Annotated in this window: 25 protein-coding genes; 22 read left to right on the top strand and 3 right to left on the bottom strand. The window is 54.0% G+C overall.

Annotated elements, in window-relative coordinates; translation table 11 throughout:
- The first annotated feature begins 79 nt into the window (after window positions 1-79).
- The 19 genes from lspA (at window position 80) to EQM14_RS08545 (ending at window position 16,429) form a co-directional block, all read left to right on the top strand.
- On the top strand, window positions 80-559 hold the full coding sequence (lspA, locus tag EQM14_RS08635; protein WP_128742573.1) for a signal peptidase II: 480 nt from the start codon (window positions 80-82) through the stop codon (window positions 557-559).
- 1 nt (window position 560) lies between these two features.
- Window positions 561-1,478, top strand: a complete 918-nt coding sequence (locus EQM14_RS08630) for an RluA family pseudouridine synthase (RefSeq protein WP_128742572.1) — start codon at window positions 561-563, stop codon at window positions 1,476-1,478.
- A gap of 36 nt (window positions 1,479-1,514) precedes the next feature.
- On the top strand, window positions 1,515-1,976 hold the full coding sequence (locus EQM14_RS16970; protein ID WP_128742571.1) for a ComEA family DNA-binding protein: 462 nt from the start codon (window positions 1,515-1,517) through the stop codon (window positions 1,974-1,976).
- 141 nt (window positions 1,977-2,117) lie between these two features.
- Window positions 2,118-2,546, top strand: a complete 429-nt coding sequence (locus EQM14_RS08620; RefSeq protein WP_128742570.1) for an NfeD family protein — start codon at window positions 2,118-2,120, stop codon at window positions 2,544-2,546.
- A gap of 19 nt (window positions 2,547-2,565) precedes the next feature.
- Entirely contained in the window at window positions 2,566-3,480 is a 915-nt protein-coding gene (locus EQM14_RS08615) for an SPFH domain-containing protein (RefSeq protein WP_128742569.1), read from the top strand.
- Window positions 3,481-3,836: 356 nt separating this feature from the next.
- A complete protein-coding gene (purE, locus tag EQM14_RS08610; RefSeq protein ID WP_205703157.1) occupies window positions 3,837-4,343 on the top strand; it encodes a 5-(carboxyamino)imidazole ribonucleotide mutase in 507 nt (168 codons plus the stop codon).
- A gap of 27 nt (window positions 4,344-4,370) precedes the next feature.
- The gene (gene purM, locus EQM14_RS08605; RefSeq protein WP_128742568.1) at window positions 4,371-5,405 is read left to right on the top strand and encodes a phosphoribosylformylglycinamidine cyclo-ligase; all 1,035 of its coding nucleotides are present in this window, start codon (window positions 4,371-4,373) and stop codon (window positions 5,403-5,405) included.
- Window positions 5,399-6,043, top strand: coding sequence for a phosphoribosylglycinamide formyltransferase (gene purN, locus EQM14_RS08600; protein WP_128742567.1), 645 nt, complete (start codon window positions 5,399-5,401; stop codon window positions 6,041-6,043). Before purM ends, purN begins: the two co-directional genes overlap by 7 nt.
- On the top strand, window positions 6,031-6,738 hold the full coding sequence (locus EQM14_RS08595) for an IMP cyclohydrolase (RefSeq protein ID WP_128742566.1): 708 nt from the start codon (window positions 6,031-6,033) through the stop codon (window positions 6,736-6,738). The genes purN and EQM14_RS08595 overlap by 13 nt, the downstream gene beginning before the upstream one ends.
- A gap of 16 nt (window positions 6,739-6,754) precedes the next feature.
- Complete coding sequence (locus tag EQM14_RS08590) at window positions 6,755-7,933, top strand: phosphoribosylaminoimidazolecarboxamide formyltransferase (RefSeq protein ID WP_128742565.1); 1,179 nt, start codon at window positions 6,755-6,757, stop codon at window positions 7,931-7,933.
- 19 nt (window positions 7,934-7,952) lie between these two features.
- Window positions 7,953-9,212, top strand: coding sequence for a phosphoribosylamine--glycine ligase (gene purD, locus EQM14_RS08585; RefSeq protein WP_128742564.1), 1,260 nt, complete (start codon window positions 7,953-7,955; stop codon window positions 9,210-9,212).
- Between the two features lie 327 nt (window positions 9,213-9,539).
- On the top strand, window positions 9,540-10,982 hold the full coding sequence (locus EQM14_RS08580; protein ID WP_128742563.1) for a 4Fe-4S dicluster domain-containing protein: 1,443 nt from the start codon (window positions 9,540-9,542) through the stop codon (window positions 10,980-10,982).
- Window positions 10,983-11,022: 40 nt separating this feature from the next.
- The gene (locus EQM14_RS08575; RefSeq protein ID WP_128742562.1) at window positions 11,023-11,940 is read left to right on the top strand and encodes an ABC transporter ATP-binding protein; all 918 of its coding nucleotides are present in this window, start codon (window positions 11,023-11,025) and stop codon (window positions 11,938-11,940) included.
- Window positions 11,937-12,734 carry an ABC transporter permease subunit gene (locus EQM14_RS08570; RefSeq protein ID WP_128742561.1) on the top strand — a complete coding sequence of 266 codons (798 nt, stop codon included), beginning with the start codon at window positions 11,937-11,939 and terminating at the stop codon, window positions 12,732-12,734. The genes EQM14_RS08575 and EQM14_RS08570 overlap by 4 nt, the downstream gene beginning before the upstream one ends.
- A 68-nt stretch (window positions 12,735-12,802) precedes the next feature.
- On the top strand, window positions 12,803-13,681 hold the full coding sequence (locus tag EQM14_RS08565) for a PHP domain-containing protein (RefSeq protein ID WP_128742560.1): 879 nt from the start codon (window positions 12,803-12,805) through the stop codon (window positions 13,679-13,681).
- A complete protein-coding gene (locus EQM14_RS08560) occupies window positions 13,665-13,925 on the top strand; it encodes a TIGR03905 family TSCPD domain-containing protein (RefSeq protein ID WP_128742559.1) in 261 nt (86 codons plus the stop codon). Before EQM14_RS08565 ends, EQM14_RS08560 begins: the two co-directional genes overlap by 17 nt.
- A gap of 320 nt (window positions 13,926-14,245) precedes the next feature.
- The gene (locus tag EQM14_RS08555) at window positions 14,246-14,737 is read left to right on the top strand and encodes a UvrB/UvrC motif-containing protein (RefSeq protein WP_128742558.1); all 492 of its coding nucleotides are present in this window, start codon (window positions 14,246-14,248) and stop codon (window positions 14,735-14,737) included.
- Window positions 14,734-15,783, top strand: a complete 1,050-nt coding sequence (locus tag EQM14_RS08550) for an ATP--guanido phosphotransferase (RefSeq protein ID WP_128742557.1) — start codon at window positions 14,734-14,736, stop codon at window positions 15,781-15,783. Before EQM14_RS08555 ends, EQM14_RS08550 begins: the two co-directional genes overlap by 4 nt.
- The gene (locus EQM14_RS08545; RefSeq protein ID WP_128742556.1) at window positions 15,770-16,429 is read left to right on the top strand and encodes a hypothetical protein; all 660 of its coding nucleotides are present in this window, start codon (window positions 15,770-15,772) and stop codon (window positions 16,427-16,429) included. The genes EQM14_RS08550 and EQM14_RS08545 overlap by 14 nt, the downstream gene beginning before the upstream one ends.
- Before the next feature lie 59 nt (window positions 16,430-16,488).
- Here EQM14_RS08545 and EQM14_RS08540 read toward each other — a convergent pair whose 3' ends face one another.
- A complete protein-coding gene (locus tag EQM14_RS08540; protein ID WP_128742555.1) occupies window positions 16,489-17,424 on the bottom strand; it encodes a S1 RNA-binding domain-containing protein in 936 nt (311 codons plus the stop codon).
- Between the two features lie 162 nt (window positions 17,425-17,586).
- On the opposite strand from EQM14_RS08540, the gene EQM14_RS08535 reads away from it, so the two are divergent.
- The 3 genes from EQM14_RS08535 (at window position 17,587) to EQM14_RS08525 (ending at window position 20,690) form a co-directional block, all read left to right on the top strand.
- Window positions 17,587-18,393 (top strand): peptidylprolyl isomerase, encoded by an 807-nt coding sequence (locus EQM14_RS08535; protein WP_128742554.1) that lies wholly within the window; start codon window positions 17,587-17,589, stop codon window positions 18,391-18,393.
- An 11-nt stretch (window positions 18,394-18,404) separates the two neighbouring features.
- On the top strand, window positions 18,405-18,944 hold the full coding sequence (locus EQM14_RS08530) for a DUF4870 domain-containing protein (protein WP_128742553.1): 540 nt from the start codon (window positions 18,405-18,407) through the stop codon (window positions 18,942-18,944).
- A 114-nt stretch (window positions 18,945-19,058) separates the two neighbouring features.
- On the top strand, window positions 19,059-20,690 hold the full coding sequence (locus EQM14_RS08525) for a CTP synthase (RefSeq protein WP_128742552.1): 1,632 nt from the start codon (window positions 19,059-19,061) through the stop codon (window positions 20,688-20,690).
- Window positions 20,691-20,921: 231 nt separating this feature from the next.
- Here EQM14_RS08525 and EQM14_RS08520 read toward each other — a convergent pair whose 3' ends face one another.
- Together EQM14_RS08520 and EQM14_RS08515 are read right to left on the bottom strand one after the other, a co-directional pair.
- Window positions 20,922-22,124 (bottom strand): FprA family A-type flavoprotein, encoded by a 1,203-nt coding sequence (locus EQM14_RS08520; protein WP_128742551.1) that lies wholly within the window; start codon window positions 22,122-22,124, stop codon window positions 20,922-20,924.
- A 56-nt stretch (window positions 22,125-22,180) separates the two neighbouring features.
- A complete protein-coding gene (locus EQM14_RS08515) occupies window positions 22,181-24,082 on the bottom strand; it encodes an acyl-CoA dehydrogenase family protein (protein ID WP_128742550.1) in 1,902 nt (633 codons plus the stop codon).
- Window positions 24,083-24,204 lie beyond the last annotated feature (122 nt).

Genomic DNA, 24,204 nt, shown 5'->3' with positions numbered 1-24,204 from the left:
AGTGGACAAACCATCGGCGCTCCTATATAATGGAACTAAAGTCGAGCTCCTGTAAAATGAGCAATAAGGAGATGTTCTCTTGCCTTTCATCGTACTTCTTCTGTCGGTTCTGTTTGTTGCGGCCGACCAGATTTTAAAGCTTCTGGCGGTCGAAAACCTGAAGCCGGACGGAGTTATCACGCTGGTTGGCGGTCTGCTGTCTTTTCAATATGTGGAAAACCGGGGGGCGGCATTCAGCATCCTTCAAAATCAGAGATGGTTGTTTGTCGGCATTACGATCGTCATTTCCGCATTGATTATTTACGCGCTGTTTCATTACAAAAATCATGAATTTTTTTCCTATGCGGCTTCGGCCCTGATCGTGGGGGGCGGGATCGGAAACCTGATCGACCGCATTTTTCACGGCTTTGTGGTGGATTATATTCATGTGTCCTTTTTTCCGGCGATTTTCAACTTCGGCGACTGCTGCGTGACGGTGGGGACAATTTTTCTGATCATCCATGTCCTGTTTTTTGCGGAGGATGGGCACGGAGCGGAAAAAGTCCTGCGGACAAAATAAAATGGAACTGCGGCATAAAATCGTTGAAGCAGAGCAGGCCGGCCTGCGGCTGGATAAATTTCTCAGTCTGCAAGCGGACGGACCGACCCGGTCGGCGGCGGAAAAATGGATTGTTCAGGGGCTTGTTACAAAAGACGGCCGTTCTCTGGGCAAAAGCTACCGATGCGTCGAGGGCGACCGGATTGAAATCATGATTCCAGACCCGGCTCCACTTTCGGCCGTCCCAGAGGAGATCCCGCTTGAAATCGCCTATGAGGACGGCGATTTGCTGGTGGTCAACAAACCGAAGGGAATGGTGGTCCATCCGGCTCCGGGGCATCCGGACAAAACGCTTGTAAATGCGCTGCTCGCGCACTGCGGGGCCTCCCTTTCCGGGATTAACGGCGTATTGAGGCCCGGAATCCTGCATCGGATCGATAAGGACACCAGCGGCCTGCTTATTGTTGCGAAAAATGATTTCGCCCACCAGAAGCTGGCGGCTCAGATCAAGGACCACAGCTTTACGCGGATTTACGAAGCGGTGGTACACGGGACCCTGAAAGAAGACAGCGGCACGGTGGACGCTCCGATCGGCCGTCACCCGGTCGAGCGCAAAAGGATGGCGGTTACCCGGGAGCATTCCAGGGACGCCGTGACCCATTATCAGGTGCTTGCGAGATACCGCGGTTTTACCCATGTGAGGCTCAGACTTGAAACGGGGCGGACCCACCAGATCAGAGTTCATATGGCGTATTTGGGGCATCCGGTTGCGGGGGACCCGGTGTACGGGCCCAAAAAGCCCGCGCCGGGTTTGGATGGGCAGTGCCTGCATGCCAAAGTAATCGGTTTCAAGCATCCCCGCGACGGGAGATACCTGGAATTCACCAGCGAACTTCCGGCGTATTTTACGGATTTTCTGAACCGGCTGACTTTATTGTAGAGCTTTGGCGGCCCGAAAAGGGAGGAAAAAACCGGCATGGACGAGGAATCCCGGCAAAAAAGGATTTTGATTTTGCTGGCGTCGGTGGTCTGCGCGGTGATGATCGGCTACAACGCCTTTTATGTGCCGGATGCGGCCATTGCCTGGGCACAGAACGTCTCTTCCTCAGGCTCATCCCGTTCCGCCGCCGTGGAAGGAAATCGGGCGGCCTCCGTTTCCGCCTCTTCCGGCCTTTTACAATCGAAAAGCCCCTCCGAAAAGGTTGCGTCCGGTCTGCCGTCTTCTGCTTCACAGATTCGGGGAAAGATCAATATCAACACGGCATCGGCAGAAGAGCTCAGCAACGGACTGGATGGGATCGGGGACGTTCTGTCCGGGCGGATCGTGGAATATCGTGAAAAGAACGGGCCGTTCTATTCGATTGAAGAGATCAAAAATGTTTCGGGCATCGGGGATAAGATTTTCGAGCAGATTCGCGGCTCCATTACGGTATCCTGAACGATGAATCCCTGTTAGCCGGAAAGGCGGTACTGCACTGAAATTTGAAAGACAATTGCATCTTTTTCAGTTTTATGGTACCATAATAATGGAGTATAGACCGGAAACAGTGGCCCAATAAAGGGGGTTTTATTCATTTACATGCCTTTTGTCTGGATTGCCGTTATGGTTGCGGCAGGCGTTCTGGAAGCGGCTACGGCTCAGCTTGTCTCCATCTGGTTTGTCGCGGGAGGCGCAGGGGGGCTGATCGCAAGCCTGTTTGGCGCGCCGCAGTCCGTGCAGATTCTCGTGTTTGCGCTTGTATCGGCGGCGACTCTGGTGGCCACCAGGCCCTTTGTCAAAAAGATCCTGGATTTTAAAACAACCGGAACCAATGCGGACCGATATCTCGGCAAGATCGCCATTGTTACCGTTGAGATCAACAACACGCTGGGAACGGGCCAGGTCAATGTGCTCGGCAGCATCTGGACCGCCCGGTCGTCCGACGGCTCCGTCGTTCCTGTCGGAGCGCGCGTCTTTGTGGAATCCATAGACGGCGTGAAACTGATTGTCAGACCGAAAACAGACTGATGTAAACGGAGGGAACTTCATGGGTGGTTTTATTGTTGGGGCTATTATTATCCTCTTGGTTGTAATTCTGCTGATTTCCAATATCAAGGTGGTGCCGCAGGCGCACGCCTATGTCATGGAGCGGCTGGGCGCATACCATGTCACATGGAATACCGGGCTTCACGTCAAAGTGCCGTTCATTGACAAAATTTCTAAAAGAGTGTCGCTGAAAGAGCAGGTGATCGACTTTCCGCCGCAGCCGGTCATTACGAAAGACAATGTCACCATGCAGATCGACACGGTCGTCTATTTTCAGATCACGGACCCGAAGCTCTACGCTTACGGTGTGGAACGCCCGCTTTCGGCGATTGAGAATCTTTCGGCCACGACGCTGCGAAATATCATCGGCGATCTGGAACTCGATCATACGCTGACGTCCCGCGATACGATCAATACGCAGATCCGCACGATCCTGGATGAGGCGACTGATGCCTGGGGCATCAAGGTCAACCGCGTGGAACTGAAAAATATCATTCCGCCGAAGGAAATTCAGGATTCCATGGAAAAGCAGATGAAAGCCGAGCGCGAACGCCGCGCCCAGATCCTGACGGCAGAAGGCGAAAAGCGCAGCGCGATTTTGATTGCGGAAGGCGAAAAGGAGTCCGCCATCCTGCGCGCGGATGCCACCAAGCAGACCAAGATTCTGGAAGCCCAGGGACAGGCGGAAGCAATTGCGCTGGTGCAGAAGGCTCTGGCGGACAGCATCGTTCTGCTCAACCAGTCAAATCCCACCGAAAATGTGATTGCGCTGAAAAGCCTGGAGGCATTTCAGAAAGCGGCGGATGGGAAGGCAACCAAAATTATTATCCCGTCCCAGATTCAGGCTCTGGCAGGCCTTGCGACTTCGCTGAAAGAATTGGTCACCGACGATCCGAAAGAGGACCCAAAAGGTTAGTCTGCACAAAATTGAACTGGCTTGAATTGACATCTCTTGCCAAAGAGTCGAAAAAATCCGAATTGCCGGCAGGACCGTTGAATTTGGCACCGGAATCGCCTAAAATAGAGAAGAATTGTTTCGGAGGTGGACGCAATGGCAGGTTTTGGAGAAAATTCCATGCGGAAGAATGCTGCCGATGCTGAATCTGCCGAGCGGGCGAAAACTTTACAGTAGAACCGCGGGCTGCGCCGGGGAAGGGCGCAGTCTCTTTTTATTTTGCTGCTGGTTTTTCTTCCGTGAATCACAGCCGTTTGCCGCACTGCGGGGAATCCGGTAGTTCACATTGATTTTTGCATATGAAAAGGAGAAGGAAAATGCGGGAACTGAAAAAAGTAGCCGTTATTATGGGGAGTGACAGTGATTTTCCGGTTGTTTCGGCAGCCGTTAAAAAGCTGAAATCTTTTGAAATCCCTTTCGAAGTTCATGTCCTTTCCGCGCACAGGACGCCGGCCGAGGCTGCTGAATTTGCCAAAAGCGCCAGATCAAAGGGCTTCGGGGTCATCATCGCGGCAGCGGGAATGGCGGCTCACCTTGCCGGTGTGCTCGCCTCGTATACGACTCTTCCGGTGATTGGGGTCCCCATGAAATCCTCCGCTTTGGAGGGACTGGACGCATTGCTTGCCACTGTACAGATGCCGGGCGGGATTCCGGTGGCGACCGTCGCGATTAACGGCGCGGAGAATGCCGCCGTTCTTGCGGCTCAGATTCTCGCCGTGGAAAACGGGGAATTGTCGGCAAAGCTGGAACAAATGAAATGCCAAATGCAGGAAAAAGTCTCTGCAAAAGACGCTGACATCCGCGCTCAGGCGGAGCAGCTCTAACATACGATCAGGATTTTGGAGGGCAGAATGAAAAGCTACAGTGAAAGTTACAAGGCCGCCGGCGTGGATGTGACGGCGGGGTATCAGGCCGTGGAACGAATCAAAAGCCATGTGGAACGGACAAGCATTCCGGGGGTTTTGTCCGGAATCGGCGGCTTCGGGGGTTTGTTCCAGCCCGATCTTTCTGAAATGAAAGCGCCCGTTTTTGTCAGCGGGACCGACGGAGTCGGGACCAAGCTGAAGATTGCTTTTTTAATGGACAAACACGACACCATCGGGATCGACTGTGTCGCCATGTGCGTGAATGACGTTGTCTGCTGCGGCGCGAAGCCGCTGTTCTTTCTCGACTACCTCGCCGTGGGAAAAAATCATCCGGAGAGCATTGAAAAAATCGTTTCCGGCGTCGCGGACGGCTGCGTGCAGGCCGGCTGTGCCCTGGTCGGAGGAGAAACCGCCGAAATGCCGGGCTTTTATCCGGCAGACGAGTACGACCTTGCGGGGTTTTCCGTCGGCGTGGTGGACCGGGAGAAGATTCTGGACGGCGGATCGATCCGCCCCGGGGACGCCCTGATCGGGCTGGAATCCTCCGGGCTGCATTCCAACGGATTTTCTCTGGTGCGCAAGGTGTTCAATGTCGGTGAGCGCAATGTGAACATGCTGATCGGCGAGCTTGGCTGCACGCTGGGGGAAGAACTTTTGAAACCTACCAGGATTTATGTAAAACCGATGCTGGAACTGATGAAACAAGTCGAGGTCAAGGCGGTTTCCCATATTACCGGAGGCGGATTTTATGAAAACGTTCCGCGGATGCTGCCGCAGGGCGTGACGGCGAAAATTGAAAAGAGCAGGCTGCCGCAGATGCCGATCTTTTCTCTTCTGCAGCGCCAGGGAAATATCCCGGAACACGATATGTATAATACGTTCAACATGGGGATCGGCATGTGCGCCGCCGTTTCGGCAGTGGACGCGGACCGGGCCGTGGAATTTCTGAATGGATGCGGGACCCCGGCGCGTGTGATCGGCAGCATTGCCGAAGGCGGGGAAGGCGTAGAATTATGCTGAATATCGCCGTTCTGGTTTCCGGCGGCGGAACCAACCTTCAGGCGCTGATCGACGCGCAGAAGGCGGGAAAAATTCCGGACGGACGGATCACGCTGGTTATTTCAAGCCGGGAGGACGCCTATGCGGTGACCCGCGCGGAGCGGGCCGGGATCCCGGCCAAGGTGCTTCTGCGCCGCGATTTTACCGGGCAGGACGATTATGACGCGGAGCTTCTCGGACTGCTGGAACGGGAGCGGATCGGGCTGGTTGTGCTCGCGGGCTTTATGACCATCATCAGCCCGCGGGTGATCGACCGGTACCGAAACAGAATCATCAATATCCATCCGTCCCTGATTCCCTCTTTCTGCGGCGAGGGCTGCTACGGACTGCGCGTGCATCAGGCCGCGTTGAAAAAGGGGGTCAAAGTGACGGGAGCGACGGTGCATTTTGTCAATGAAATCTGCGACGGCGGGCCGATTATCTTGCAAAAGGCGGTGGCGGTTCTTCCGGATGACACACCGGAAACTCTGCAGCGCAGGGTGATGGAGCAGGCGGAATGGAAGCTGCTGCCAAAGGCGGCCGCGCTGTTTTGCGCCGGACTGTTGGAAGTTGAAAACGGGATTGTGAAGGTAAAGGGGGATTTGTCTTGCAGCGAATGAATTTGGAAGATTACCTGGGCGGGAATCCATACCCGGGAAGAGGAATTTTGCTCGGCAGAAGCGAAGACGGAAGGAATGCGGTGATCGCCTATTTTATTATGGGGCGCAGCGAAAACAGCCGGAACCGCGTGTTTGAAGAAGAGGGACAGGGCCTTCGGACCAAGGCGTTTGACGAATCGAAGCTGAGCGATCCTTCCCTTATCATCTATTCGCCGGTGCGGGTGTTGGAAAACCGCACGGTCGTGACGAACGGGGACCAGACCGACACGGTCTGCGAATACCTGGAGGCTGGAAAAACATTTGAGGAAGCGCTGCTGACGCGTACATTTGAACCGGATGCTCCGAATTTTACTCCGCGAATTTCCGGGATCGTGGAAACGGAAAACGGGTTCCGGTTCACCCTGTCCATTTTGAAAAGCGGGGAAACATCGGGAACCACGGTTCGGGAATTCTTTGAATACGCTTCTCCGGCAGATGGAGAGGGACGGCTGATTCATACATATTCCGGAGACGGGGACCCGCTCCCTTCGTTTGCGGGGGAACCGGTATGCGTCGCGGTGGACGGCTCCATCGACGAACTGACGCACAGAATATGGAACGCCTTGAACGAAGACAATAAAATATCGCTTTTTGTCCGCTTTATCAGCCTGAAAACCGGGCTGACGGAAACCAGAATTCTGAATAAAAACCGCTGAAAGAGAGGAACTCCAGATGGCAAACGAATTCATGCTCAAATACGGCTGCAATCCGAATCAGAAGCCTGCGCGGATCTTTATGAAGGACGGCGGAGACTTGCCGATAGAAGTTCTGAACGGACGTCCGGGCTACATCAATTTTCTGGATGCGTTCAACAGCTGGCAGCTCGTGCGGGAATTAAAGGCGGCGTGCAGTCTTCCGGCCGCTGCATCGTTTAAACATGTCAGCCCTGCGGGGGCCGCGCTTGGGGTGGATCTGTCCGAAACGGTGAAAAAAATCTGTTTTGTGGACGATCTGGAGCTTTCACCGCTGGCGGCTGCCTACGCGACGGCGCGCGGGGCGGACCGGATGTCCTCCTACGGCGATTTCGCGGCCCTGTCGGACGTCTGCGACGAGCAGACGGCGCTGGTTTTAAAGAGAGAGGTTTCCGACGGGGTGATTGCCCCTGGCTACACGGAAAGGGCGCTGGAAATTCTGAAATCCAAACGGAAAGGCACTTACAATATCATCCGGATCGATCCGGATTACAGACCGGCCCCTGTGGAGCATAAGGATGTGTTTGGCGTCACGTTTGAGCAGGGACGCAACGAGGCTGCCATCGGCCCGGAGCTGTTGACAAAGATCGTGACGAAAAACTGCGGTCTTCCCGAAGAGGCCAAGCGCGACCTGATCCTCTCTCTGATCGCGCTGAAATACACGCAGTCCAACTCCGTGTGCTATGCGCAGGGCGGAAGGACCATAGGAGTCGGGGCCGGGCAGCAGTCCCGGATCCACTGCACGCGCCTCGCGGGGAACAAGGCCGACAACTGGCTCCTCCGCCAGCATCCGAAGGTGATGGAGCTTCCGTTCCGCGGGGACATCCGCCGCCCCGACCGCGACAACACGATTGATGTATATATCTCCGACGATGCCCAGGATGTTTTGGCGAATGGCATTTGGCAGAATTTCTTCACCGTGAAACCGGAACCTCTGACCCGTGAGGAAAAAAAGGAATGGCTTGCGAAGCAGACCGGCGTTTCGCTTGGCTCCGACGCTTTTTTCCCGTTTGGGGACAACATCGAGCGCGCGCATCGGTCGGGTGTTTCCTATATCGCGCAGCCGGGCGGCTCGATCCGGGACGACAATGTGATCGAGACCTGTGACAAGTACGGCATTGTCATGGCGTTTACGGGCCTTCGCCTGTTCCACCACTGAGCGGGAGGCGGGGAAGAAAATGAAAATACTGGTGGTCGGCGGCGGCGGCCGCGAGCATGTGCTGGTGCGTAAGCTGAAAGAAAGCCCCAGAGCCGAGGCAATCTACTGCGCGCCGGGGAACGGCGGCATTTCCCGGGATGCCGAATGCGTGCCAATTGCCGCGACGGACATAAAAGGGATCGTGTCCTTTGCAAAAGAGAATCAAATCGGCCTTGTCGTTGTTGCGCCGGACGATCCGCTTGCCGCGGGAATGGTCGACGCGCTGGAAGATGCCGGCATCCGTGCATTTGGTCCGAGGGCAAATGCGGCGGAAATTGAAAGCAGCAAGGTGTTTTCCAAAAACCTGATGAAAAAATACGGAATCCCGACGGCGGGATATGAGGTGTTTGACCGGCCGGACGCGGCGCTTGCCTATCTTCGGGAACAGGACCGGTACCCCGCCGTCATCAAGGCGGACGGGCTGGCGCTCGGCAAGGGCGTGATCATCGCCTCTGATTTTCAGGAGGCGCAGTCGGGGATTAAAACCATCATGGAGGACAAAATATTCGGCGCTTCCGGCAACCGTGTTGTGGTGGAAGAGTTCCTGACCGGGCCGGAGGTTTCCGTCCTCGCGTTTACAGACGGGAAATGCATCCGTCCGATGGTTTCTTCCAAGGACCATAAGCGCGCTCAGGACGGCGACCGGGGCCTCAATACCGGCGGAATGGGAACCATCAGCCCCAATCCGTATTACACGCCGGAGCTGGCCGAACAATGTATGGACGAAATTTTCCTGCCGACGGTCCGGGCGATGAATGAGGAAGGCCGTCCGTTCAAGGGCTGTCTGTATTTCGGCCTGATGCTGACTGCGGACGGGCCGAAGGTCATCGAATACAATTCCCGGTTTGGCGATCCGGAGGCACAGGTGGTTCTGCCGAGGCTGAGAACCGATCTGGTGGACATCATGGAAGCTGTCTCTGAGGAAAAGCTGGAGCAGCAGCCGATCGAGTGGAGGGAAGAAGCCTGCGCGTGTGTTATTCTGGCGTCCGGAGGATATCCGGCCGCGTATCGAAAGGGACTTGAAATTTCCGGACTCGACAAAAACGGACAGGCCGATGGCGCTGTGGTTTACCATGCCGGGACGGTGTTCCGGGACGGCAAATTTTATACCAACGGCGGACGCGTACTCGGTGTAACTTCATTGGGGAAAAATCTTACTCAGGCTTTGGAAAGGGCCTATCAGGCCGCTTCCGGAATCCATTTTGAGGGCGCTTTCTATCGCCATGACATTGGAAAATAGAAATGATCCGTTACAGAGAGGAATCAGATCAATTTAATCGGCCGGCGCTATCCGAAAGACAGTGCCGGCCGATTTTCTGTGTCTAGATACCCTAGAACGGATTTCAGGATTTTCCCTGGGCAGGAGCTTTTGGATGTCGCATTGCATGGCAACTTGATCGGCATAGGAAACAGGTGAAATAATGCACAAAAAATTACATCAATTTTGCAGCATTTTAATGAAGCAAACCCTTGTAAAAGAAAAAGAGCAATGATATAATAAGACCATAAAACCGTTAAAAATTTAACACACTTTTTACACGCTATTAATAAGAATTTGAGGGAACCTATGAAATTTGAGTACGATAACGAAGCCAAACAGTTGAAATTCGAGGTTTTGACCAGAGTCGCAAGGTATGCTTTCGACGGAACCTTGGAAGAACATCTTGACTCTATTCCGTACGAGATTATCCCGGGCCCCCTTCCCACGTTCCGCTGCTGTGTCTATCGGGAACGTGAAATCATCAGGGAACGTATGGTTTCGGCCCGCGGCGGCAATCTGCCCGGGCAAGGGGACTGCAATGTGATCGGCGTTCTTCCGGCAGCCTGCGAGGGATGTCCGATCAGCCGGTTCCGCGTCACGGATAATTGTCAGCACTGCCTTGCCCAAAAATGTCGCGAGGCCTGCCCGTTCGGCGCGATTTCCATCACGCCCAAAGGGGCGTACATCGATCCGCAGAAGTGCAGAGAATGCGGACGCTGCGCGGCGGCTTGCCCTTACAACGCCATTTCCGACACGCTGCGGCCCTGTGTTCGCTCCTGCCCGGTCAACGCGATTAAAAAGGATCAGTACAAGCGGTCGGTGATCGATTATTCCAGCTGCATCAGCTGCGGGGCATGCATGAAAAACTGTCCGTTCGGCGCCATCACGGACCGGTCCCAAATCCTGCAGATCATAGAATCGATCAAAAACGGAACCCGGGTCGCTGCCTGTTTTGCCCCCGCGGCGGAAGGGCATTTCGGCAAGGCGGACGCGGGTATGATCAAAAGTGCTCTGAAAAAGCTGGGATTTGCGGAAGCGCTGGAGGTTTCTCTGGGTGCGGACGCGGTCGCGTCCCAGGAAGCGCGGGAACTCAGGGAGGCGCTTGAGGCGGAACGGAAAATGACGACGTCCTGCTGTCCTGCCTTTGTGGAATTGATTGAAAAGCATTATCCCAAGCTGAAAGATCTGATGTCCCACACGGTTTCTCCTATGACGGCGGCGGCCCGATATCTCCGCCTTCAGAATCCGCGGACGAAAGTCGTATTCATCGGCCCTTGCGTTGCAAAGAAAAATGAAATTCAAAAGGTTCCGGACACTGCGGATTATGTGCTTACCTTTGAAGAGCTGGCCGCGCTGTTTACAGCCCGCGGAATCGATGTGGAAGCGGAACCGGAAACGGAGCAGGACGGCAGCCGCGCGGGAAAGGGGTTTGCCCAAAGCGGCGGTGTGGCCGGCGCGGTGGCCCAGGTGTTTCAGGAGGAAAAAGCTGACCTGCCTTTTACCTGCGTCAAATGCAACGGCGCTCAGGAGTGCAAAAAAACGCTGGCAATTCTGAATGCCGGACGCCTTGCGGAAAACTTTGTGGAAGGAATGGCCTGCGAGGGCGGGTGCGTCGCCGGTCCCGCCGGGATTGAGGAGCCGATGAAGCTGAAAAAGAACCGCGCTGCGATTCTCGCAAGGGCGGATCAACGGTCGATTTCCGAAAATATTCAGAAGAAACACGATTTCTCTCAGGTTAAAATGGAATAATTGCCGAAAATGTGATATCCTCATACTGAGGTGATTTCGGATGAGCGAAATTGCGATTCATGCACAGGAATTGGGGAAATCCTACGACGGCACCGTGTATGCGCTCCATGATCTTTCACTGGAGATTCCCTCCGGTGCCGTCTTTGGATTCCTTGGTCCCAATGGAGCGGGAAAAACCACCACGGTCAAGCTGCTTGCCGGGCTGCTGAAGCCTACGGGGGGTTCCTGTACCATATTCGGCCTTTCACCGGAGAAGAAGCCGTCGGAGGTCCACCGGATCTGCGGCGTTGTGACCGAAACCGCGAAAATGTACAGCCGTCTGACCGGGATGGAAAACATGCTTTTTTTCGGACAGGCCCTGGGGCTGGCGAGAAGGGAATGCAGGCAGCAGGCGGAGGCGTTGTTGAAATGCCTTGACTTGTGGGATTCGCGTGACAAGCCGCTTTCCGCTTACCCGACCGGAATGGCGCAGCGGCTGTCGATCGCCCGCGCCATGATTGCGAAACCCAGGCTGCTCCTGCTGGACGAGCCGACCGTCGGGCTGGACCCGGAATCCGTGCTGCGTGTCAATTCGCTGATGACACAGCTTGCCGGGCAGGAGGGCGTCACTGTTTTTTTGTGTACGCATCAGCTCAGCTGCGCGCAGGATCTGTGCGACAGCTATGGAATTATCAGCAAGGGCAGAATGCTGGCGTGCGGCGATCTGGAATCCCTCAGCAGGGAAGTCGGAATGCCTCTTCGCGCGAAATTCCGCCTGCGCGAAGGACAGACGCCGGAAAAGCTGGAACGGCTGGACGGCGGATGGTGGGCCAGGGACCTTGCCGATCAGGAAGAAATGCCGGGACTGCTGAAAGATCTGGTTTCCTCCGGCTTTGACATTTATGAAGCGCAGGTCGCGCGCCCTTCGCTCGAGGATATTTATTTCAGAATGGCCGAATGGAAGGGGGATGCGAAATGAAGCTGATGACTTCCGCCGAAAAGGCTTTGGCCCGTAAAGATTTCGGGGATGTCTGGGAGAATAAAATGGCCCGGAGTATCCTGATCCTGGTCCCTCTGGTCATGGTCCTGGTTCTGCCCGTTTTTTTTCTCTCCCTTCTGCTCAACGTGCCGATGGACAAGATGAACGGGATGGAACAGATGCTCAAGCTGCTGCCCCCTCAGGCGGCAGGGCTGGACAATCGCCAGAGCATTTTTTATCTGATGACCAATCTGATCTGTCCGATGTTTTTTCTGATGATTCCTCTCATGTCCGCCAGTGTTTCCGCCGCGTGCAGCTTTGTGGGGGAAAAGGAGCGCGGCACGCTGGAAACGCTGCTTCTGACGCCGATGAGCGTACGGAAGATCTTTAAAGCCAAGGTGATGGGATGCGTCTTTCTGTCCGCCGTCACAACCGCCGGTTCGTTTCTTTTGTTTTCCATCGTAATGGCTGTGGGCGATGTCCTGCTTGCCATGCCGTTCTTTTTGAACTGGAACTGGCTTGTCCTGTTTTTCCTGCTGTCTCCGGCGGTAACCGTTTTCGGCGTTGTCTTTATGGCCTTGGTTTCGGCCAAAAGCAAAAGTTATGTGGAATCGGTCCAGACATCCGGCTATCTCGTCCTCCCATTCGTGCTTTTATTTACGGGCCAGTTTACCGGTTTGTATCAGGTTGGAGCCATTCTTTTACTGTGGATTTCCTGCGCTTTGTTTGTGGCTGACTTCCTGATCTGTTTTTTTTCAGCCCGTCTGTTCACTCCGGAAAAACTTTTGCAATGAGTTGCCTTCGCGCGGATTTCGGATTATAATAGGGAAAATCAATCAGAAATCTGAAAGGAAGGACCGGATTGGCTGCGGATTTGCATTGCCACACAAAAATATCCGACGGGTCTGTTGAGGCCGACGAAATTCTCATGCTTGCAGCGCAAAGCGGCATCCCCGTGATATCCGTTACGGACCATGATACCTTTTCCGGCTCTGCCGGGGCCGCGGTGGCCGGGGAAAAATATGGAGTCGGGGTAATCCCGGGCGCGGAGTTTTCCTCGGTGGACCCGCTGACCGGGCGCAAGGCGCATATCTTGTGCTATTTTTGTAAAGAACCGCGCCGTTTGGAAGGTCTCTGCATGCGCATGAAAGCGGAACGGGACCGCGCGGCGGAAATGATGATGCGAAAGGTAACTGAAATTTATCCGGTTTCCAAAGAGATGATCTTACGCCGTGCGAAAGGCAGCACGACGGTTTACAAGCAGCACATCATGCATGCGCTGATGGATGCGGGCGATGCGGATGAATTTTACGGAACCGTATATCATCGTTTGTTCAATCCTCAGGACGGCCTTGCCTATGTGCCGGTCCATTACCCGGATGTTCATGAAGTGACGGCACGGATCCGCGAGGCGGACGGCATTGCCGTGCTGGCCCATCCCGGCGAATATGACAGCTATGCGCTTTTGGAACAGCTTGCCCAAGATCACGAGATAGACGGAGTGGAAGTCTGGCACCCAAAAAACAGGGAAGGCGACGAACGGAGCTTTTCGGAAACAGCGCGAAAATATGGATTGATCATGACGGGCGGAACCGATTTCCACGGAATGTATCGGAAAAGGGGGGTGCCGCTCGGTACCTGCACGACGCCGGACGGCCAATTGAAAAGACTGATCGAATTAGGTGCGCGCCGCGCCGGATTATCGCCGCAATGGGGGAAGTATCTTGACGTATCGTTATAAAACACACGGGACCTGCTCTTCGGAGATGCTGATTGAACTGGACGGAGACATAATCCGCTCGGTTCGGATCATGGGCGGCTGCAGCGGCAATTTGCAGGGAATCTGCGCGCTGATCGAAGGAATGAAGGCTGACGAGGTAATTCGGCGCTTTTCCGGAATCCGCTGCGGTTCCAGGCCTACTTCCTGTCCCGACCAATTGGCAAAGGCCCTCATGCAGGCTCGAGAAAAAGCGGCGTCAAAATAAGCTGAGGGCTGCGAACAAAGATCGCAGCCCCTTTTGAACTTAGCAACCGCAGCCGCCGCCGCAATTGTCACCGCAGCCACCGCCGCAGCCACATCCGCAACCGCAGTTGTTCCCGCCGGCACAGCAGACCCAAATGATAATCAGAAGAATAACCCAGGTGCAACTATTGTTACCGCAACCAAAGAAACCACTGTTACACATTATTAATTTCCTCCTTTCGGTTTACAGTATATAATATTGCAGTCGAACAAATCGTGTTACAAGTTTTCTTGGAGGGACGCTTAAAAATTCAAACGCTGTGAAACAGGGAGGTGTTGGGCGTGCTGTGTGAATCGTGCGGGAAAAAACCGTCTGTGATCCGGGTGAAGGCAATTATAAACGGAGAACCGGTCGAATATTCGCTCTGCGCGGAATGTGCCCGTGAACTGGGATATGCCAACCTCTTGTTTGTCATGCTGTCCGGATACGAAAGCACTTTGAATGATTTTTTTCCGGATGGGGAAAACAGTACCGGAGTGCTGCGCTGTCCGTGCTGTGGATCGGCTTTTCAGGATATTCTACGCTGCGGGAAGATTGGGTGTGCGGAATGCTACCGGACTTTTGCCAATCAGCTTGCTCCTTTTCTCCGAAAAGTACATGGCAGTGTTTCACACCGAGGCAAGACGGCGGGAGGAGACCTGCCGCAGGTCCTTCCGAAGGCTCAGCTGAGTGTGATGCACCAGCAGCTCCGCGAAGCGATCCAAAGCGAAAATTATGAGCAGGCCGCGGCTTTGCGGGATAAAATCCACAAACTGGAGGGAGGCGGGCAATGAAAAAGTGGTATGAAACAACGGAGAAAGATGCCGATGTCTCGACGGGTACCTTTGTCAATCTTGCCCGCAATCTTACCGGCGTTCCGTTTCCGTCCAGAATGAGTATGTCGGACCGGCGCTTCGTTCTGGAAAAAATCAGGACGGCGCTTAGAAAGGATCAGGACTCCGAATACGCGCATTTTGCCGAGATCGATCTCGAATCTGCGTCGGAGGCTCAGGCGGTAGCGCTGGCGGAAAACGGCCTGATCAGTGCCGAGATGGCAACGGACAGGCACGGCCGGGGCCTGATGGTATCGAAAGACGAATCCCTTTCCGTGGCCGTCAACGGAGAAGACCATCTGCTCATTCAGTCCAGGGCTGCGGGAATACGGCTGAAAAAGGCTTATTTCTCAGCGGATGAGCTGGACACATACCTCGACAGGCTGCTGTCTTTCGCTTTCGACTCTCAGCTTGGATATTTGTCTCAGAATCCATTCTATTTAGGCACCGGTATGATTGCGACTCTGCGCCTTCACCTGCCCGCTTTGATGGAATCCGGGTCCACTGGAAGGATTGCGAACAACCTTTCAAAGCTTGGGCTGACGCTGCGGGGAGCATACGGGCCTGGACCGAACCCGAGAGGGGCGTTTTTCCATCTTTCCAATCAGGTCACCATGGGCCTTTCGGAACAGGAGGCTTTGACAAACCTTTTCAGCATGGCCGGTCAGCTTATTGCCCGTGAACACGAAATAAGAGACGCTTTGATCTGTCAGCTTTCTGTGCAGGATACGATTCTTCGCGACCTTGGGATTCTGCAGAAGGCCAGGTTGCTATCCTTTGATGAATTTTTGCGGCGGGCCAGTTCCGTGCGGCTTGGAATTTCTGCGGGGCTGATCGGAGGAATCGACGTTTGCGAAATGGATACAATGATCTGCAAAGCCCAGCCGGCAACTTTGGTTTTTGAAAACGGCGAGGCTCTCACCGAAGAAGAACGCCAGAAACTCCGCGCGCGTATGATACGCGAGGGTTTGAAACAAGGAACGGAGGATTTTAATGCAAAACGATAATAACAAAAATCCTGAACTCGCGGCCGCGCTGCTCTATCTGTTGGGCGAGCCTGTCCCTCATGACCCGAAGCTGGAAAAGGAGGCCGGCCAGATTCAGAACGTGGCGGGCGGCCATGAAGAGCTTTTTCTGAGGATTATCGAACTGTGCGGGAAGCCGGCCGGGCCGATGGAACTGTATCTGTGCGAAAAGGCGTACAGCTGGCTTGGAAAAAACTACTGCAGGCAGACGATTCAATTTGCGGAGCGTTATCTGGAAAGCGACGGCTGGGAAGACCTTTCCGGAAGGATGGAAATGGTCGAAGGAATCCAGGTGGATTACGGGGAATCCAGGCGGGCCGGCGTGTTGATTGATCTTGCGAAGGCGCAGGAAGAGATCGGGGAACTGAGGGAGTCTTACTCTAATTACCTGCGTGCTTACGAGCTGGTGCCGTATAACGCTATGGCCGTCATCAAGGCCGCTGAAGTGCTTCTCCGCTTCCGGGGGAGGACGGAGACTCTGAATTTTCTTCTTCAGCAGCGCGGCAGCCCTTATTATGATCCGATCAAGTATAGGGATCCCACGGGAAAAATACAATGGAACGGAATTTTCAAGGAACTGCTTGAATCCTATATTTTAAAACTGCAAAAAAGGAAAACGGAAATATAGAAAAACGGCGGACCGCCCGTCACTTCACAGGGCAGTCCGCCGTTTTTGCATCTGCTGAGTTATGGGCCGTGCTCCTTAAAATCCGTCGCAATCTCCTTTTCGCTTCCGGGAGGGGAGTAGACAAAGCGGTCCATATGATTTCCGCTGAAAAAGTATTTGGGAGCTGCGGGCCGATAGGAAAAATCGAACGTGTCGATGATCACCAGCTTTACTTTCATGCGGGCCGGAAGAATGCTTTTTATGTAAACACTCGCCTGCTGGCCGGAAAAAACGTCTTCCTTCGTCTCGGCCAGCCCGGCAAGATTCGGAGAGAGCTCGACGAAAATGCCATAGGGCTCCACGGAGCGGACAATCCCGGCGACCGTTTCCCCGGCGGAAAACATGGCGACATTTTCTTCCCAGGTCCCCAGAAGCTCCTTGTGGCTTAAAGTGATCCGATTGCTTTCCACGGATTTAATCACCGTGCGGATGTCCATGCCGACCGTAAAGCGCTCGCGCGGATGATCGATACGCGACACGGAGATCGCGTCGATCGGGAGAAGGGCGACGATTCCGCAGCCGATATCCGCGAAAGCGCCGAAGTTTTCAAGGTGGGTGATCCGGGCGTCGATCACATCCCCGGGGACCAGTTTGGAAATGTGCTCTTTCATGCATTTTTCCTGGGCTGCCCTCCGGGAAAGGATTGCCGTAATGTTTCCGTCGGTTTTTTTTTCAAAGCCGGTTACAAGAAAGCAGACAGGGCGATTGACCCTGGAAATAATCGCAATATCCCGCGTCGTGCCCTCCCGAATTCCGAGGGCTCCTTCTTCGCGGGGAATCATTCCCTTCATGCATCCCAGGTCTACCAGCAGATTATGTGAACCGTCACAGACCAGCGCACGTCCCTCCAAAATCTGGCCATCCCGGCAGGCGTCGTTGACCGCGGAGATACTTTGTGTTGCCGCGCGGTTTTCGGGTGTGTCGATCATCCAACCTTCCGGATAGTACTCAAACATTTTTTTCCCTCCTTTTTTTCTTCGATTATCTATATGCGCTGTTTTTATGGGTCATACGTCTTAAAATAATTATTAAATTGTAAAAAATTCTTTCTATACTTGATTCTGCGCCGGTTCTATTATAAAATAGACAAGATAGTGATTTCGGAAGGATTTATGATAATGGAAAAAAGAAATCGCATTTTATCAATCGGCCTCGGTGCCTTACTGCTTTTTTTAACGGCTTGTTCCGGAAATGCGTCCTCCGCTTCGGATAACCGCCTTCGCCCCGATGACGGGAAAAAGATCGGTTATCAGATGGAACTCCCGCAGAAAGGCGAGGAAATCGCAGCCCTGACAACCAGCATGGGAACCATCCGAATCCGGTTGTTTCCGGATGCCGCGCCGAAAGCCGTCGAAAATTTCAAGGGGCTGGTCCAAAAGGGTTATTACAACAATCTTATATTCCACAGAGTGATTCAGAACTTTATGATCCAAACCGGCGACCCGAACGGCAACGGAACCGGTGGAGAAAGCATTTGGGGCAAGAAATTCGCGGATGAATTTAACGGCAACCTGCTGAATTTTCGCGGAGCCTTGGCGATGGCGAACTCCGGAAAAGACACGAACGGCAGCCAGTTTTTCATCAATCAGGCGCCCGCTTCCGCATTTTCCGGCTGGGATAATTATCAGAAAGCCTATGAGGCGTACCAGCAGAATCAGGAAGCGTTTCTTTCCCAATACGGTACAAATTGGGTCGATATGAGCAAGGTGACGCAGGAATATAAGGATGCCTACGCAAAATACGGAGGAAATCCCGCGCTGGACGGTTACTATAATGTGGTTGAACAGGGGTACACTGTATTCGGCCAGGTTTTCGACGGCATGGATGCGGTCGACAAGATCGCCGCGGTTTCCACGGACGGTCAGGACAAGCCCACGGAAACCGTTACCATTCAAAAAGCGGAAATCGTCAAATATGAGGGGTGAACAGTTCCGCTATGGATGAAAAGAATCAGAACGAACAAAATGAGGCACCAACCGAACAAAGGCAGCCGGGCTGCGGGCAGCCTTACCCCGGCGGCGGATATGACTGGAGACGAACCTACCGGGGCCCTTACATGGGCGCGCCGCAGGATTGGCAGAGAAGGGATCCAAAGGCCGGCCCCTTGCCTCCCAGCGACGAAAAAGCATTCGCCATCCTTTCCTACATTGGAATTCTGTGGCTTGTAGGGCTGTTGGCCGACCGTGAAAACCGGAATGTTGTCTTTCACGTCAATCAGGGAATCATCCTCAGTATTTTTGAATTTGCGCTTATGTTCTCACTGGCGATTGCGAAAGCAATGATAGAGGGAATTTTCGGTTTTGTTTTCGGCGGAATCGGGGTCCTGTCCTGGATGGGAACGGCGATCGGCGGGCTGCTGTCGTTTACGGGATGGTGTCTGATCGTATCTTATATGATCATAGGGGTGGTTCACGCAGCACAGGGGAAAAGGGAACCCCTGCCGCTGATTGGGAGTCTGTTCACCGTTGTACATTAATTTGATAAATTCATTTCTATCGCCCGTTGAAAAGCTGAACAGTGGGCGATATCATTTTGTATTGTTTGATGCGGCAATAGAATGAAATAATAAAGATAGATGATGGAGGGCAATATGTCAGCGAAATATGTATTTGTAACAGGCGGCGTGGTTTCCGGTTTGGGAAAGGGGATTACGGCGGCGTCCCTTGGGCGGCTGCTGAAATCCAGAGGTCTCAGGATCACGATGCAGAAGTTTGATCCCTATTTGAACGTCGATCCGGGGACCATGAATCCGTTTCAGCACGGCGAGGTTTTTGTTACTGACGACGGCGCTGAAACCGACCTTGACTTAGGGCATTACGAGCGTTTTATTGATGAAAATCTGACCCAGAACAGCAATGTGACGGCAGGGCGGGTTTACTGGAGCGTGATCCAAAAGGAGCGCAACGGCGATTACGGCGGGGGAACCGTTCAGGTTATCCCTCACATCACAAACGAAATCAAATCCCGCATTTACGCCGGAAAAGAAAACGTGGACGTAGCGATCATCGAGGTCGGCGGAACGGTGGGGGATATTGAAAGCCAGCCGTTTTTAGAAGCCATCCGCCAGTTCGCCACGGAAGTCGGACGTTCCAACTGCCTGTTTATTCACGTTACGCTGGTTCCTTATCTTGCATGTTCCCATGAACATAAGTCCAAACCGACCCAGCACAGCGTGAAGGAACTGCTCTCCATCGGAATCCAGCCGGACATTATCGTTTTGCGGTCCGAAAAGGAAATCGGGGCGGAAATCAGGAAAAAAATCGCCCTGTTCTGCAATGTTGCCGAAAACTGCGTGATTGAAAACCTTGACCTGCCTCTTTTATATTCGATTCCGCTTGCCCTGCGCGAAGAGCGTCTGGACGATATTGTCTGCAAACACTTTGGCCTTGACACGCCGGGTCCCGACCTGTCTGAATGGATTTCCATGGTCAATACGGCCATGTCGCTGACCGACAGCGTGACGATCGCGCTGGTCGGCAAGTATATCGAGCTTCACGACGCTTATCTCAGCGTCGCCGAAGCGCTGACTCACGGCGGATTCGGCAATAAAGTGAAAGTGGACATCAAATGGGTCGATTCCGAATCGATCAATGAGGAGAATGTCTCGGAAATTCTTGCGGATGTGGATGGTGTCCTGGTTCCCGGCGGTTTTGGGCAGAGAGGGATCGAGGGCAAAATTACGGCGATTCATTATGCGCGTGTGAACGGCATTCCGTTTTTGGGCATTTGCCTTGGCATGCAGCTTGCCCTCGTGGAATACGCGCGTTTTGTTCTTGGTTTGACGGACGCCAATTCCGCGGAATTCGATCCGCAGAGCAACAATCATGTCATCGATCTGATGCCGGAACAGAAGGATGTGGTTCAGCTCGGCGGCACCATGCGTTTAGGAAAATATCCCTGCAAACTGGTGCAGGGCACAAAAGCATACCGGATGTACGGAGGCGCCCCTCTGATTTATGAACGCCACCGCCACCGCTTTGAGGTCAACAACGATTACAGGGAGCGGTTTGAAAAAGCGGGCGTCGTTTTTTGCGGAAGATCTCCCGACGACCGCATTGTAGAGATGATGGAGCTGCCGGATCATCCCTGGTTTGTGGGGTCCCAGTTCCATCCGGAGCTCAGGTCCCGCCCGAACCGCCCGCATCCACTGTTTCAGGGACTGATCGGCGCTGCCAAGGAATACCATTCAAGCCGGGATGAACAGTTGAAGATCCCAGAATAAGGCATTACACCGTCCCTTTTTGGGGGCGGTTTTTCTCTTCGGAACAAGCCGGACCATCCAGGCGGCACGGAAGAAACGTAAGGAGCCGTTGTATGATTTGCATTATATTTTAATATTAGTCCCAAGATAAGGAAATGCGTCTTGAAACGGCAATAAGGCCGGCTCAAGACGCATTTTTGTGTGTTGCTTTTCAGTGAGGCTGTTTTGCAAACGGCACTTTTCTTTGGAAGCTTATTTCATGGATTGCACGATGCTTTCGGCCAGTGCATCCAGGTCTGGAAGATTGTCTTCGTTCATGGAAGAGTTGAGCGTCAGTTTGTCGTCCAAGACGTTGATCTCTTTCATTTCGTTTTCCAGGAATTCGCGCATCAGCGTGCCGGATTTGCAGGCCCACGAACCGTTTTCAACAATGGCGACGGTTCGATTCTGAACATTTAATGCTTTCATGTCCATCATAAAGTTTTTCATTGGCGGATAAATGCCCAGATTGTACGTAACCGACGCCAGAACAAGGTGGCTGAGGCGGAATGCTTCCGAGATCAGATAGGATACGTCGGTTTTGGAGACATCGTACATCACGACATTCGGCATGCCTTTTTCCACGATTTTGCCGGCCAGCGCGTCGACCGCGCTCTCCGTGTTTCCGTACATGGAGGCGTAGACGATCATGACGCCCTTTTCCTCCGGCTCATATCTGCTCCATTTGTCGTATTTGTCCAGGAAATAGCCGAGATTCGAGCGCCAGATCAGGCCGTGAAGCGGGCAAATGGTTTTGATTTCGATTGTGGAAGCCTTTTTCAGCAATGCCTGGACAAACGGGCCGTATTTGCCGACGATGTTGGTGAAGTACCTTCTGGCTTCGTCAATCCAGTCGCGGTCGAAATTGACCTCGTCGCTGAACAGCTTGCCGTCCAGCGCCTTGAAGGAGCCGAAGGCGTCCGCGGAGAACAGAACGCCGCTGGTGGCGTCGAAAGTCACCATGGCTTCCGGCCAGTGCACCATCGGTGCGGCGACAAACGCGACCGTGTGCTTGCCGAAGGATTTTGTGTCGCCTTCCTTGACCGTTTCCGTGTGTCCGTCCACGTGGAACCCGAACTGGTGCATCAGCATGACGGCCTTTTCCGTGGTGATGATTTTGACTTTCGGGTAACGAAGAAGTATTTCTTCGATGGAAGCGCCGTGGTCCGGCTCCATATGGTTGATGACCAGATAGTTCAGCGGCCTGCCGTTCAGGACGTGCTCCACATTCTGCAGGAGCTGCCGGCATGCCGACCAGTCAACCGTATCGAACAAAACCGTTTGTTCATCGAGAAGCAGATAGGAGTTATACGAAACGCCGTCCGGGATGGGAAAGATGTTCTCGAAGAGCGCAAGCCGATGGTCATTGGCGCCGACCCAGTACAAATCATCCGTTACCTGTCTGACACTATACATAATGCAAATCCCCCTTTAATCGATTCGGCAGTCATATCTTTTCTTGAAACAGGAACCTACGCTTCAATGAAATTCTCTTTTTCTTCGCCGCATTCCGGGCAGATCCATTCTTCGGGAAGCGCCTCGAACAGCGTGCCCGGCTGGATATCGCTCTCCGGATCTCCGACAGCGGGGTCGTACTCGTAGCCGCAGCCGTTGCAGACATAATGCTTCCAGTCGTGCTTGATCTTCCTGGGCATGGCGCGCTTCATCTTCTTCATCGGAGGCGCCGGCTGTTTCGCCTCTCCGTTGTCCAGCGCAGCCGTCAGCAGCGGGAGGATTTCCAAGACGTCCCCGACGATGCCGTAATCGCAGTTTTTGAAAATCGGCGCGTTGGGATTCGTGTTGATCGCGACGATGGTCGTCGCATCCTTGATGCCTTTCAGATGCTGTCCGGCGCCTGAAATGCCGCACGCGATATAAAGGTTGCCGCTGAATTTCTGGCCGGACATGCCGACATAGCGGTTTAAAGGCACATAGTGCAGGGTCTCGGCAACCGGGCGGGAAGAACCGACGGCGGCGCCGGCCTGAACGGCGAGAGCCCTGACGAGCTCCATGTTCTTTTTGTCTCCGATTCCGCGGCCGGCGCTGACCACGCGCTCCGCTTTGACGATCGGCGTATCGATGTTGATCCCGACCGTAAAGTCGTACCCGTCCGCTTTCAGGGATTCGACCAGAGCGTTGACCTGGTCCTTCGCGGTCCCTTCCTTGAAGATCATCTTCTTGCGAACGCCGGTGACCGGTCCGTGCTGCTTTGCGGTCGCGGCTTCCTTCGGCATCCGGCCGATGATATGGGAGGCGATGACGACTCTTTGGATTTCATTGGTTCCTTCGTAGATGGTGCAGATCTTTGCGTCGCGATACGCGCGCTCCACGTCGATGCCCTTGATGTAGCCGCTGCCGCCGTAGATCTGAAGCGCGTCGTTGACGATCTCCAGCGCGCTGTCGGAAGCGTACTGCTTTGCCATCGCCGATTCCATCCCGTAAGGCTCATGGTTTTCCTTGAGCTCCGCCGCGCTGTACACCAGGAAGCGCGCCGCGCGGAGCTTAGTCGCCATGTCCGCCAGCTTGAAGGCGATGCTTTGCTGCTGGGCGATCGGCCGCCCGAACTGAATCCGGTCCTTGGAGTAGTCCAGCGCGCTCTCATAGGCGCCCTGGGCGATGCCCAGCGCCTGGGAGGCAATTCCGATCCTGCCTCCGTCCAGAGTGGACATGGCGATTTTAAATCCGTCTCCTTCTTTCCCAAGAAGGTTTTCCTTTGGAACTCTGACGTCGTTAAAAATCAGCTCGGCGGTGGAGGAGGAGCGGATTCCCATTTTGTTGTAATGCTCGCCGAACGTGAACCCTTTCCAGCCCTTCTCCACAATGAAAGCGCTGATGCCGTGCGAGCCGATGTCGGGGGTCGTGACGGCAAAGACAACGTAGGTGTCGGCAATGTCGGCGTTGGTGATAAAGATTTTTCCGCCGTTGAGCATGTAATCGTCTCCGTCGCGCACCGCGATGGTTTCCGTCCCGCTGGCGTCGCTCCCGGCATTTGATTCCGTCAGGCCGAATGCGCCCAGTTTTTCACCTTTTGCCAGAGGAACCAGATATTTTTGTTTCTGTTCTTCCGTGCCATAGGCGAAGATCGGCCAGGAGCCGAGCGAAACGTGGGCCGACAGGATGACGCCGGTACCGCCGTCAACCCGGGAAAGCTCCTCCACGGCGATGGCGTAGCTGGTGATGTCAAGTCCCATGCCGCCGTATTCTTTGGGGTAGGGGACGCCCATCCATCCCAGTTCGCCCATCTTTTGGACAATCTCCGCCGGAAACCGGTTTTCCTCGTCAAGAGCGGATGTCAGGGGCTTGATTTCAGACTCCGCGAACTCGCGGATTTCTGCGCGAAATGCTTCCTGTTCTTCCGTAGTTTTGAAAAACATTCAACTGCCTCCTTAAATCATGATTGTGTTGTATTTTATGAAATTCAGCCCCGATCATGTCTGGATGCTGAATTCCGGATGGAAATTGGCCGAAACTATGCTTGACAATGTCTATCCACTTT

Origin of the sequence: Caproiciproducens sp. NJN-50 (assembly GCF_004103755.1) — a bacterium.
Classification (GTDB): Bacteria; Bacillota; Clostridia; order Oscillospirales; family Acutalibacteraceae; genus Caproicibacter.
Note: the sequence above shows the minus strand (reverse complement) of the source record. Positions and strands in the feature narration are given on the sequence as shown.

Coding starts and splice junctions, on each gene's coding strand:
- EQM14_RS08575 (WP_128742562.1), top strand. CDS start 11,023: ATGAGCGAAATTGCGATTCATGCACAGGAATTGGGGAAATCCTACGAC.
- EQM14_RS08535 (WP_128742554.1), top strand. CDS start 17,587: ATGGAAAAAAGAAATCGCATTTTATCAATCGGCCTCGGTGCCTTACTG.
- EQM14_RS08580 (WP_128742563.1), top strand. CDS start 9,540: ATGAAATTTGAGTACGATAACGAAGCCAAACAGTTGAAATTCGAGGTT.
- EQM14_RS08530 (WP_128742553.1), top strand. CDS start 18,405: ATGGATGAAAAGAATCAGAACGAACAAAATGAGGCACCAACCGAACAA.
- EQM14_RS08525 (WP_128742552.1), top strand. CDS start 19,059: ATGTCAGCGAAATATGTATTTGTAACAGGCGGCGTGGTTTCCGGTTTG.
- EQM14_RS08540 (WP_128742555.1), bottom strand. CDS start 17,424: ATGTTTGAGTACTATCCGGAAGGTTGGATGATCGACACACCCGAAAAC.
- EQM14_RS16970 (WP_128742571.1), top strand. CDS start 1,515: ATGGACGAGGAATCCCGGCAAAAAAGGATTTTGATTTTGCTGGCGTCG.
- purE (WP_205703157.1), top strand. CDS start 3,837: ATGCGGGAACTGAAAAAAGTAGCCGTTATTATGGGGAGTGACAGTGAT.
- EQM14_RS08515 (WP_128742550.1), bottom strand. CDS start 24,082: ATGTTTTTCAAAACTACGGAAGAACAGGAAGCATTTCGCGCAGAAATC.
- purD (WP_128742564.1), top strand. CDS start 7,953: ATGAAAATACTGGTGGTCGGCGGCGGCGGCCGCGAGCATGTGCTGGTG.
- purN (WP_128742567.1), top strand. CDS start 5,399: ATGCTGAATATCGCCGTTCTGGTTTCCGGCGGCGGAACCAACCTTCAG.
- EQM14_RS08615 (WP_128742569.1), top strand. CDS start 2,566: ATGGGTGGTTTTATTGTTGGGGCTATTATTATCCTCTTGGTTGTAATT.
- EQM14_RS08520 (WP_128742551.1), bottom strand. CDS start 22,124: ATGTATAGTGTCAGACAGGTAACGGATGATTTGTACTGGGTCGGCGCC.
- EQM14_RS08630 (WP_128742572.1), top strand. CDS start 561: ATGGAACTGCGGCATAAAATCGTTGAAGCAGAGCAGGCCGGCCTGCGG.
- EQM14_RS08570 (WP_128742561.1), top strand. CDS start 11,937: ATGAAGCTGATGACTTCCGCCGAAAAGGCTTTGGCCCGTAAAGATTTC.
- EQM14_RS08550 (WP_128742557.1), top strand. CDS start 14,734: ATGAAAAAGTGGTATGAAACAACGGAGAAAGATGCCGATGTCTCGACG.
- EQM14_RS08620 (WP_128742570.1), top strand. CDS start 2,118: ATGCCTTTTGTCTGGATTGCCGTTATGGTTGCGGCAGGCGTTCTGGAA.
- purM (WP_128742568.1), top strand. CDS start 4,371: ATGAAAAGCTACAGTGAAAGTTACAAGGCCGCCGGCGTGGATGTGACG.
- EQM14_RS08590 (WP_128742565.1), top strand. CDS start 6,755: ATGGCAAACGAATTCATGCTCAAATACGGCTGCAATCCGAATCAGAAG.
- EQM14_RS08545 (WP_128742556.1), top strand. CDS start 15,770: ATGCAAAACGATAATAACAAAAATCCTGAACTCGCGGCCGCGCTGCTC.